Origin of the sequence: Amycolatopsis circi, from assembly GCF_003385235.1 — a bacterium.
Lineage (GTDB): Bacteria > Actinomycetota > Actinomycetes > Mycobacteriales > Pseudonocardiaceae > Amycolatopsis > Amycolatopsis circi.
Map to the genome: position 1 here is coordinate 58476 of NZ_PQIA01000034.1, position 10907 is coordinate 69382.

At 68.7% G+C, this 10907-nt stretch carries 10 protein-coding genes; 2 read left to right on the plus strand and 8 right to left on the minus strand.

Going from position 1 to position 10907, the window contains the following annotated elements:
- Nucleotides 1–13: 13 nt before the first annotated feature.
- The 3 genes from D0D37_RS17460 to D0D37_RS17470 all read right to left on the minus strand — a co-directional run bounded on the left by D0D37_RS17460 (nucleotide 14) and on the right by D0D37_RS17470 (nucleotide 2840).
- Complete coding sequence (locus tag D0D37_RS17460) at nucleotides 14–664, minus strand: fasciclin domain-containing protein (RefSeq protein ID WP_116201606.1); 651 nt, start codon at nucleotides 662–664, stop codon at nucleotides 14–16.
- Between the two features lie 64 nt (nucleotides 665–728).
- Nucleotides 729–2246 (minus strand): molybdopterin-dependent oxidoreductase, encoded by a 1518-nt coding sequence (locus D0D37_RS17465; protein ID WP_116201607.1) that lies wholly within the window; start codon nucleotides 2244–2246, stop codon nucleotides 729–731.
- Between the two features lie 102 nt (nucleotides 2247–2348).
- The gene (locus tag D0D37_RS17470) at nucleotides 2349–2840 is read right to left on the minus strand and encodes a DinB family protein (protein WP_116201608.1); all 492 of its coding nucleotides are present in this window, start codon (nucleotides 2838–2840) and stop codon (nucleotides 2349–2351) included.
- Nucleotides 2841–3180: 340 nt separating this feature from the next.
- Here D0D37_RS17470 and D0D37_RS17475 point away from each other — a divergent pair, with 340 nt between their 5' ends.
- Nucleotides 3181–4878 (plus strand): DUF1003 domain-containing protein, encoded by a 1698-nt coding sequence (locus tag D0D37_RS17475; protein ID WP_162834283.1) that lies wholly within the window; start codon nucleotides 3181–3183, stop codon nucleotides 4876–4878.
- Nucleotides 4879–5129: 251 nt separating this feature from the next.
- On the opposite strand, the gene D0D37_RS17480 is transcribed toward D0D37_RS17475, so the two are convergent.
- The 3 genes from D0D37_RS17480 to D0D37_RS17490 are packed head-to-tail and all read right to left on the minus strand — an operon-like array spanning nucleotide 5130 to nucleotide 7022.
- The gene (locus D0D37_RS17480; RefSeq protein ID WP_116201610.1) at nucleotides 5130–5957 is read right to left on the minus strand and encodes an SCO6745 family protein; all 828 of its coding nucleotides are present in this window, start codon (nucleotides 5955–5957) and stop codon (nucleotides 5130–5132) included.
- A gap of 7 nt (nucleotides 5958–5964) precedes the next feature.
- On the minus strand, nucleotides 5965–6390 hold the full coding sequence (locus tag D0D37_RS17485; RefSeq protein WP_116201611.1) for a HutD/Ves family protein: 426 nt from the start codon (nucleotides 6388–6390) through the stop codon (nucleotides 5965–5967).
- 50 nt (nucleotides 6391–6440) lie between these two features.
- Nucleotides 6441–7022 (minus strand): TetR/AcrR family transcriptional regulator, encoded by a 582-nt coding sequence (locus tag D0D37_RS17490; RefSeq protein ID WP_244223553.1) that lies wholly within the window; start codon nucleotides 7020–7022, stop codon nucleotides 6441–6443.
- 103 nt (nucleotides 7023–7125) lie between these two features.
- On the opposite strand from D0D37_RS17490, the gene D0D37_RS17495 reads away from it, so the two are divergent.
- Nucleotides 7126–8085, plus strand: a complete 960-nt coding sequence (locus D0D37_RS17495) for an SMP-30/gluconolactonase/LRE family protein (protein ID WP_116201613.1) — start codon at nucleotides 7126–7128, stop codon at nucleotides 8083–8085.
- A 298-nt stretch (nucleotides 8086–8383) separates the two neighbouring features.
- On the opposite strand, the gene D0D37_RS17500 is transcribed toward D0D37_RS17495, so the two are convergent.
- Together D0D37_RS17500 and D0D37_RS17505 are read right to left on the minus strand one after the other, a co-directional pair.
- A complete protein-coding gene (locus D0D37_RS17500; RefSeq protein ID WP_425266949.1) occupies nucleotides 8384–9241 on the minus strand; it encodes an SAM-dependent methyltransferase in 858 nt (285 codons plus the stop codon).
- Nucleotides 9242–9314: 73 nt separating this feature from the next.
- Nucleotides 9315–10610 (minus strand): GGDEF domain-containing protein, encoded by a 1296-nt coding sequence (locus tag D0D37_RS17505; protein ID WP_244223551.1) that lies wholly within the window; start codon nucleotides 10608–10610, stop codon nucleotides 9315–9317.
- Between the last annotated feature and the right edge of the window lie 297 nt (nucleotides 10611–10907).

A 10907-nucleotide genomic window follows, 5' to 3' on the forward strand; every position in this document is an offset into this window, starting at 1 on the left:
CGGGCCCGGTGGCTCAGTTTTTATTGGTGCCCGGGGTGAGCACCTTGTCGATGACGAAGACGGTCGCGTTCTTGGTCGGGATGTTCCCGCACAGGATCTTCGCGCCGTTGACCGTCATGTTCTCGCCGGAACCCTCGATCTTCAGCGGCCCGCCCGCCGCGTTCAGCGAGGTCAAGGTGCCGGCTTGTTCGAGGCCCTTGGCGTCGTAACGCTTTCCGACGACGTGGTACTGCAGGATCGGCGCGAGCTGGTTCGGGTTGGCTGCCAGCTCCTTGAACTTCGCGTCGCCGAGTGCGGTGAACGCCGGGTCGGCCGGAGCGAAGACGGTGATGGCCTGCTGGCTGTTGAGCGTGTCGACCAGGTTGGTGGCCTTGACCGCCGCGACCAGCTTGGTGAGCAGCGGGTTCGTCGAGGCGGCGGACGCGACCGGCTGCGGGCCCATCGAGTCGAGCGAGCCCGGCGCGCTGCCCTGCGGGAGCTGGGAACAGGCGGGGCCGAAGACCTGGTCGTTGGTGGTGACGCCGGAGCTGCTGCTGGACATCGGCGCCGACGACGGCATCGCCGACGGACTGCTTCCGCTCGAGGCGTTGTTGTCAGTGCTGCCGCACGCGGTCAGGGCGAGAGCGGCTGCGGCACCGATACCGGCGAGGCGAAGGGACTTCACGGCAATTCTCCGTTCACAGTGGACTGTTCAGCAGGGATTCGACGCCGGCTCGGAACCGGATTGGTCAGGAAGCGATAAAAGTTGTGGAATGCCATCCGGTCGCCCCGTCGGGCACGGTGCCGGCGCGGGCTTCGGTCTGCGGGTAGCCGGATTTGTCGGTCGCCCGCACGAAAACCTGATGCGTTCCGGGCTTCACCGAGATCTGGGTCCACCACATCCGCCAGGTATTCGGATTCACCTCGGCGGAGAGCGTCGTCGGCTGCCACGGCCCACCGTCCACCTTGATCTCCACCTTGGCGATCCCGGTGTGCTGTGCCCAGGCGATGCCAGCGATCCGCACCGTGCCGGAGGGAACGGTCGCGAAGCCCTTGGGCGTGTCGATCCGCGATTCGGTTTTGATCGGCGCCTGCTCGTCCCAGCCGCGGCGGAGCCAGTACGCCTGCCGGGCCTTCCACGTGGTGACCTCGATGTCCACGACCCATTTGACCGCCGAGACATAGCCGTACAGCCCGGGCGTGACCAGCCGTGCCGGAAAACCGTGCTCCAACGGCAACGGCTCGCGGTTCATCCCGATGGCCAGCATCGCCCCGCGCGAACGATCCAGCGCGGCAGCGACCGGCGTGCCGGACGTCCAACCGTCCACACTGGAGCAGAACAACTGCTCTGCTCCTGGCCGTACTCCGGCTTCGGCCAGCAAGTCAGCGAGATCGACGCCGATGAAGTTCGAAGTGGACACATAGTCGCCACCGACCTCATTGGACACACACGTCATCGTCACCGTGCGCTCGACCAGCGGCCGGTCGCGGAGATCGCGATAGCGGTACCGGACTTCCCGCTCGACCATTCCGTGGATCCGCAGGCTCCAGTCCTCAGTGCGAACCTGTGGAACTGACAACGCGGTGTCAACGCGATAGAAGTCGCGGTTCGGCGTGAGGAACGTCGGGGTCCCGAGCTTGCCGAAGTCCGCGTCGGCGGGAATCGGCGGGGCCGAAACCGCGGGTACGAGCGGGCCTACCGCTGCCCGAGACGCAGTCGCATCGCGGGTTCCGCTGATCACTTGCCCAGCACCGCCGAGAACTCCGGCCCCGACGACGGTACCGACGCTGCCGAGCAAGAACGACCGTCGCGAGGAATCGGTCGTCTGTTGTTGTGCCGCGAATCGGTGCAGCAAAAGGAAAACGGCTACGCCGACGATGAGGCTGGCCAGGGGAGCGAGCAACGCGACTGCGGTCAGATCCGGCCGTGCCGCCACCGCGACCCCGCCGATCAGTCCAAACGCGACAATGATCGCCAGACCCGGCCAACGCGATCGCCGCGACAACACCCCGGCCGCTGCGGACACGACCAGCAATACCGCCGCCATGCCGCCGAGCAGGACCGTTTTGTCGTAAGTGCCGAAGGTCCGCACCGCGAAGTCCTTCACCGGCAGCGGCGTCAGATCGATCGCCCCGTTCCCGACCGCGAGGTACGGCGAGGCGTTGACGTTGCCGAACGACGCGGCGAGGTGTCCGGCGGCCAACGCCGCGACCAGGGCGAGGACGCCGCAGAGTGCCGCCGGAAGGATCCGCAGACGAGAGGTCATGCCAGGCATTCGCAGCCGGGCGGGCTACGGATGGGTGGAGATTCTTCACTCGTCCGGGTGGTAGTGGTGGGATGGCTGAATGGGGGACCGGCTCGCCGCTCGTCAGTCCTGCGCCGCGGCGTCCTGCGCGAGGATCTGCTCGCGGAGGATGTCCGCGTGCCCGCAGTGCTGCGCCAGTTCGCGCAGGACGTGCAGGTAGACGAACCGCAGCGGCAGCGGGCCGCGCCGGTTGCCGGGCAGGATGTCGGTCAGTTCGAGCGAGGCGGTGGCCTGTCGGGCGTTTTCGCACGCTTCGCGGTGCGCCCGCTGGACGGATTCGACGGTGTCGCCGTCGGTGAGGACGAACGATTCGTCCGGCGTCTCCGGGATCCCGATCTCGGCGCGGGTGCGGCCGGTGACGGCTTCGTCGAACCAGACTTTCTCCACGAAGGTCACGTGTTTGACCAGGCCGAGCAGCGTCGTCCGGGACGGGACGAGCGACCGGCGGGCCTGCTCCTCGGTGAGCCCGTCGAGGCAGTGCCGGAGCGCCTCGCGGTGCTCGTTGACGAAGAATTCGAATTGTTTCTTGGCGGCGTCGTCGATCGCTGATTCCATGGGCACCGGTCCAGCTTGCCGGATGGCCGGGCCCCGGGGAAGGAGCACCGCCTGGCCCGGAGTCGGCGGTCCTTACCCGGAATGGGCGGGAGAACGGTTTCTTTCCCGGTGGTCGGCCGGATTCCGCTCCGCGCGCGCCTCTGGCGAGTCCTCAGTGGACGGTCGAGCACGGGTGCCGTGGACCCCTCCCGGGCCGCGCCGGGATACTGGGACGCAGAGACCGGCAAGAGGCGGAAAGGGGCTCGACGGTGACGCGGCGCGGATCCACGGAGCAAACGAAAACGTGCTGGAACGCCGGTGCGGCCATCGAATCCGGACGAATCACGTGAACCGCCGCCGAATGCCGAGGCTGCCGCGGTTGCCGCGGCGGCCGGCCACGACCGCGGACGAGCAGGTCGGCTTCAACGGCGCGTTCGCGGCCGCGCTGACTCGCGCGATCGGGTCGATGCCCGCGCTGTACGTCGTGCTCGCTCTCGTCGCCGGGTGGATGGCGCTGGCGACCTGGGGCCCGCTGCGCGCGGCCGACCCGTATCCGTTCGCGTTCCTGCTGTTCCTGGACAACGTGGTGCAGCTGGTGCTGTGCCTGGTGATCCTGGTCGGCCAGCGGGTGCTGGGCGGCGCGGCCGACCGGCGTTCCATCCAGACCTACGACAACGCCGAGGCCGTCTTCGAGCAGATCGCGGACCTGCAGCGGCATCTCGACCAGCACGACCGGACGCTCAGCCGCGGCGTGAGCCTGCTGGAGTCGAGCCCGCATCCGTGGATCCAGCAGCACCGGGTGCAGCGGCCGCCGCAGGCGCTCGACCAGGCGGTGAGCGTCAACGGCCGGATCGCGGCCTGGCTGACCCAGCGGCTCGGCAGCATGTGGGCGTTCTACCTGGCCGCCGGGACGCAGGTGGTGTGGATGGGCCTGGCCGCGCTGGGCGTGCAGACGCTGGACCCGTACCCGTTCGCGTTCATGACCTTCCTGTCGACGCTGGTCCAGCTGGTCTTCATGATCGTGATCATGGTCGGGCAGGGCGTCCTGGGCCAAGCGGGCGACCGCCGGTCCGAGCAGACCTTCCTCAACGGCGAGGCGATCCTGCACGAATGCCGCCGGATGAAGGCCCGGCTGGAGGCGCAGGACCGGCTGATCGACGACCTGAGCCGCTACACCCGCGGCGAGCTGATCGAGGATCTCGCGCGAGCCATCCACGACGTCGACGGCCACGCCCAGCGGACCGTCCACGCCTGGGTCCCGCCCCGCTGGGACCAGGCCCCCGAGGAACACAAGGCGGTCACCCGCGCCCAAGCCCGGCAGCTGGGCGAGCATCTGGCGCTGGTCGGCTGCGTGATGGTGCCCGCTTTCGACCCCGACCTCACCGTCGCGTTCGCCGACGACGAGGTCCTGCTGCTGGCCCAGCGGGAACACGACCGGTGGCGGACCGAACAGCCCTCCGGCGAGGTGCGAGACCCGGATCTGGCGGCCTGGGACGATCTGCCGGAACCGGCGCGGACGCGAAAACTGCACGTCGCGCGCAGCATCCCGGGCCTGGTGGCCAGCGTGGGCATGCAGGTAGTCCGCGACGGACGCGCCCGCGGCGGCGCGGGCGAGGAGGACTTCACCGCCGAGGAATGGGCGATCCTTCAGCGGGCGATGATGGCGTCGGGAATCCTGGTCGGGCTCTCCGTCGGCGGGGTCGACTCGGACGAGATGTTCGCGCTGGTGAAAACCTTGCGCGAGGCCAGCGTCGCACACCCGCGGCGGTTCATCCGCGAGGTCGCCGCCTCGTCGGCCTTCGACACGGGCTTGCGGCCGGGCGTCAAATACGCCGAATACCTGCCGTATGCGGAAAAGACGATCCGCTCGGCCGCGGCGATCGTCGCCGGCAACGCGCCGGCGGAGCTGCCGGACTTCCGCGAGTTCCTGGTGGAGATCGCCACCGTCGTCGCCGAAGTGAACCAGGAAGGCGGATTCCTCGGGGTGGGCGCGCAACGCCGGACGCCCAAGGAGGTCGCGGCCATGGACGCCGTCCGCCTGGCCGCTCGGCACGACTGAGGTCACGTGACACGCCGCCCCAAGCCGCGGAAACGGCACCAGTCATGGCTGCGAAGTTGGTCAGCGATTGAACGATGACGAAGTCGTTGACGCTCTTCGTGCCCGCTGGCGCCGCTTCGCCGAGATCGCCGCTCGTGGGTTCGGCCGTCAGGGTGGTGGCGGCGAAGGCTTTGGCGATGGACATGAGACAGCTCGTGGTGACTCGGATTCCCCGAAGCCACGGCGAGGTGCGGGCCCGTTACGTCAGCTGGTCACTTCGACCCGGCGGCCACCAGCTTCGCGGTGATCGGTTCGAGCACGGCGACCAGTTCATCGAGTTCGGCAGCAGACAGAGCTTCGTACGGCGCAGCAGCAAGTTCATCGGTCAAGTCCTCGATGCCCTGCTTCACCTCGCGCCCCGCCTCAGTGAAGTGACCGTCAGCATCGACGAGCCCGCGTTCGCGCAAACCGTCCATGACCGCCGCCAGGCGCTTCTTCGGCAGGTGGTGAACGCGCCCGAACGACTCCGGGGGATGGATGTCCATCTCCAGCGCCGACAAGATGTGCGCCTCCGCCCCGCCGATACGCGCGCCGACCAGTGCGGCGATGTGCCCGTCCCCGCGGTGCTCGCGCAGCATGGTCGCGGAATGCCACAGCCGCGCGACCGGGTCGTTCGGCACCGGAAGGGTGCGCATCCCGGCGTACATCACCCGGCCGACGGTGGGTGCGCTCGTCGCGGCCTTGGCGGTCAGGTCGGCGGCACGCACCAAGCCCGGGGAACCGGCCAGTTCGTCGCCGAAGATCCGGCGCACCGACGCCGCGCTGCCCCGTTCCCGCGCGGCGACGGACGCTTCGGGCGGGATCGTCTCCCACGCGCTCGGGATGTGCCGGGCGGCCTCACCGTCGGCGAAGTTGTAGAAAGCCGCGTGCACGACCTCCGCCGGCACCCGTCCCAACGGCGCGGCCCGGCTGGCGAAGTAACCGTCCCAGTAGGTGCGGTGGCCGAGTGCGGCCAGTTCCTCGTTGCACTCGTCGGCGAAGAACGTGACGAGGCAGATCGGCTCCAAAAGCTCGAACATGCGCCGGGCGGTGTGCGTCATGGCCGCATCATGCCAGCGTCGTGAGGAAAACATCGGCGATTTGCTCTCCGAGATCGACCGTCGCGACCGCTTCGTCCGTGCGGCCCGCGTCCGGCGAGCGAAGGACGACCTCGGCTCGGTACAGTCCGCGCCGGGTCATCACGTTGAGGGCCTGGGTCGGCTGATCGAGGGTGACCGACACGGTGTCCTCGCCGGCGAACCGGATTTGGTCGCCGCGCTCGAGGTCTGTCGCGGTCCCGTTGATCGTCAGCCGGAGCGGTCCGAGGGCCGTGAAAAGCCGGTCGATGCCGGGGAAGGCCGAGAATGGCGCGTCTTCGAGAAGGTCGGCGAGACTGATCCGCCAGCAGGAGGGATCAGCGTGGGTGGCGAGTTCCCGGGTGGTGCCGGCTCCGTTGCGCCAGGGGACTGGGGTGGCTTCGGACGGGATGAGCATCAGAGCATCTCACTCGATCTCGCGGGCGGAGGCAAACCTCGTCGGCTGGTTCACTGCGGCAGAAGCGTGCGGACCGCGTCGGGGAATCCGGCTACGCCGTCCGGTCCGGACAGTGCCAGGTTGAAGAGAAACCCCGGCAGCAGCGCCAAAATCGCCTGCGCGAGTGCCTCCGCCGACGCGCCCGTCCACGTCCCCGCCTCCTGCCGACTGTGCACGAGGCCAGCCACTTCGGCGCCCATCTCGACCGTCGCCGCGGTGAGGCGGTCGGCGAGTTCCGGGTTGCGCTGGGCTTCCGACCAGACCAGCACCGCCATGCCCGCCAACTGCCGGTCGCGGTGCAACTCGGTCACGGCCTCCAGCAGTTCCGCCATCACCTCGCCGACGCCGTTCTCGCCGGTGCCGCGGGCGAGGGCGGCGCGCAAGACCCCGGTGACGTCGTCGAGATTCTGCGCGGCGACGGCGACGATCATGTCGTCCTTCTTCGGGAAGTACCGGTAGACCGCGCCCGCGGACTTGCCCGCCTCGGCGAAAACGTCCTGCATCGACGTGCGGTGGAAGCCGTCGCGGAGGAAGCAGCGGCGCGCGGCCGCCAGGATCTCGCCGCGCTGGTCGTCCTTGTACTGCTGGCTCACTCTCGGCAACGTCCGCTCCCTCGGCTTGACACTCCTCGCCTCCGCAGCCTAGCGTGAAAGAAAAGCGGATGTCCGTCCTCTTTTAGAAACCGGAGGCCCAGCCATGCCGATGACCCCCGTCCCCGACGTCACGCTGACCCCGGTCGCGTCCTTCCCGGAGAAGTACTTCCCGGAGAACCTCGCCGTCCGCGCCGACGGATCCGTGCTGGTCACCGTCCTCCTGCAGCAGGAACTGTGGATCGTGCCGGAGCCGCACCGCCCCGTTCTCGTGCACCGCTTCGACCATCCCGTGACAGGAATCGTCGAAGTCCAGTCGGACGTCTTCGTGATCAGCCTGACCGAGGGCTACACCACCCACGAATCACACCTGGTGCGGCTCGACCTCAACGGCTGGACGCCCGGAGAACCGGTGTCCCCGGAGATCATCTTCACCTTCGACGACCGTGTGCGCGCACTCAACGGCAGCTGCCTCCTCGGCTCTGGAGTACTGGCCGTCGCCGACTGCTTCGCCGGGCTCATCTGGCGCGTCGACCTCGATGCCGACGCCCGCAGCGCGCAGGCCCGGGTCTGGCTGGCCCACGACACCATGGCCGACGACCCGGACGCCGAGGTCGCGCCGCCACGCCAGCCAGGCGTCAACGGCGTCCGCTACAGCGCGCGAACCGGATACCTCTACTACACCTCGACGGCGCAGAAAGTCTTCATGCGAGTACCGGTCGACCCCGGCACGCTCGACCCGTCCGGCGGCGCGGAATTCGTCGCCGCGATCGACAACGCCGACGACTTCGCCCTCGACGAGCAAGCCGGGTTCGCTTACGTCACAAGGCATCGCGCCAACACGCTGGACCGAGTGCCGCTCATCCCGCGGCACGGCAGCGAAGTCCGGCATGTCGCGGGAGAGCCGTTCGACGAACTCTTGATCGGGCCGTCGAGCGCCGCTTGGGTGCCTGGCGAGGAGGGGCGAGCCCTCTACGTGACGACGGACGGCGGGACGACCGCTCCGCCGGACGGGATCTTCCGGAACGCGATGCTGCTGCGGGCGGAACTACGCGCCGGATCGTGACGAGGCGTCACCGCACCGGAGTGCTGGCCCCCGGTCCCGGCTGCGCCCGAGTACTGTCCCAGCAGCCGCGCATGCGGGCCGATGCGGCATGGGAATTCATGCACGGGTCACATTTGTGAGCGACACCGAAACTATTCGTCCACTGTGGACAACGCAGGGCTAGTGTTCCACGTTGCACATTTTCCTGCCGACGAAGAGATGCAACCGTCAGCAGGCCGGGTATTCGCTGTAGCCCTTGTGTCTCGCCCCTGCGAGGCGGTGAGTAAATTCCCTTGCCCCACAACAGCTTCCGCAAAGATCAAGGCTTGCGCGCAACTCCGGCCAGCATCGCCGCCTCGCTCGGATCCGCGAAGTCGATGACGGGCGTGTTGTCTCCGCTTTCCTCCGGATGCCAGGCCGCGGTCCACGTGACGCCCGGGTCCAGCAACTCGAAGTCTCCGAACAGGGCGTGGATTTCCGCGTTCGAGCGCAGCACGTGCTTGCCGACATTGGTGTCGTACAGCTCGACGACCGCGTGCAGCTGGCTCGCGATGTCCTCGGGCAGCCCCTCGTGGGTGATCTGGGACAGAACCAGGTACGAACCCGAGGACAGCAGCCCCCGGTACCGTGCGATGGCCTTGGGCCCGAGGTCGCGCCCGTCCGGGCCGGGCTGCTCGATGTGCAGGACCGCGGTGACCAGCAGAGCCAGCGGTTCGTCGAGGTCGACGACGCCGGTGTCCGCGACGGATTGCCACAGTTCATCCGGTTCGCGAAGATCGCCCTGGATCACCGCGTGGCGTTCGGGGTCGCCGTGGCGCTCCAGCAGGATCCGGGAGTGCGCGACGGCGACGGGTTCGCGGTCGATGTAAACGACGCGGGAGTCGGGCGCGACCTCGTCGGCGATCTGGTGCACGTTGCCCATCGTGGGGACGCCGGAGCCGATGTCGACGAACTGGCGGACGCCCAGCCGGACCAGATGCCGCACCGCGCGGTGCAGGAAGGCACGGTTCGCTCTGGCGCAGTACATCCCGGCCGGAAAGGCCGACAGGGCCATCTTGCCGAACTCGCGGTCGATGGCCCAGTTGGCCGTGCCGCCGAGGTACCAGTCGTAAACCCGCGCCACGCTAGGGCGGTCGAGGTCCACGCCCGGGATGGGCTCTTCAGGTCCTTGCGCCACGCTGCCTCCCCCGCAGTCGTGACCAATCGTATCCAATCCAGCCGCTCCCGCCGGACGGGCAGTGCTGCCGGGCTTACTGCCTGCTTCCGCTGGCGTCGAGCGCGGTCGCGCGAACAGTACGGTCGCGTCCGCCATTCTTCGCGCGATAAAGGGCGTCATCGACGGTGAGCAACAGCGGACTGAGTTCGGTGGCGGTGGCGGGAAAGGCCCCAGCGCCTATCGACGCCGTCAATCCGGTGACGGTGACGCGGGCGCCGGTGCGGTCAGTGGTGTCGATGGAAAGCACGGAAATCGCCGCGCGAATCCGGTCAGCGGTGGCGGTGACCTCGGTGTGCTCGACGCCGGGGAGAAGGATCGCGAACTCCTCGCCACCGAAACGGCCGACGAGGTCGTAAGAACGGACGGTGTGTTTGACGGCATCGGCGACGGCGCGCAGGACGGCGTCACCGGCGAGGTGGCCGTATCTGTCGTTGACCCGCTTGAAGTGGTCGAGGTCGAGCAGGAGCACGCCGACCGTGCCGTCGAGACGGCGGGCGCGTTCCAGTTCTTGTTCAGCCAGGTCGTTCCACCAGGCCGGGTCGACGAGCCCGGTTTTGGTGTCGGTGCGAGACGCTGCGCGGAACTGCGGGAGCAGCAGGCCGAGGTGCAGAGCGAGCACAGTGGCCAGCAGGATCGGCACGGCCCATGGACGGTGGACCGCCAGCACCGCGACGGCGTAACCGAGTCCGACGGCTCCGGCGATGATCAACTGGTCGGACAGATGCCCGAGCGCGCGCATCGCGGGTTTGCCGGGGTTGGCGGCCAGGATCGCCCCGATGACGAGCGTGTAATTCACCAGCCGGTAAGCGAGCCCTGCGATGACGACGGACACGGTGCCGGTGAGCCCGTCGGCGGCCGAGACGAAGGGGCCGGGCGCGGCGGGGTAGAACGCGTTGAGCACAAGCGTGGCGGCGGCGACAGCGAGGATGACGGTCGCGGCGGAGAAGACCTTGCGGTGCAGGATCGCGCGGCCTCTGAACACCCGGACGAACTCGTGGCTGAACGAGATCGCGATCAACGCGGCTTGCAAGGGCACGGGGAGCAGCAGGATCGCCGCGAAGAACCACACGCTTTGCAGATGCGTGTACGGCGTTCCCTCGTCGAGTTCGCGGATCCGCTCGATCGCCCGTGCCGCTTCGAGATGCACGATCGCGGCGACGGTCAGCGCGCCGAACCATGCCCACTCCCACCCGGTGACCGACGCTCGGGCACCAGTGACGGCGACGACGGTTGCCGCGAGCACGACGATGACGAGGACATAAGCGGCGACGCCGCGTGGCAGCGACCATAGTCGCCAGTGGCGTGGGTCCGCGCGGCCCACAGTCACCACCCCCTCAGAGTGGGTCACGGTAACCAGCCGGGCACGCAATGTCGTGACCCGATCGGGTGACCCGCCTGTGCCATTCCCCGACAACCAGGAGGAACGATGAACACGAAGTCCGTCTCGACGACCTCGGCCCGCTGGATCCGCACCAGCCGCCCCACCGAGTGGAACCGCTGATCGGTCAGCCGGGGTCGGTGACCGGAGCCGGCCGCGGCGTGACCGCGGCCGGCGGCCCCGCTCGCCGCCATGCCCCAGCCACCACGCTTCCCACCGCGACCCCCAGCACCCCGGCCCCGGCGACCA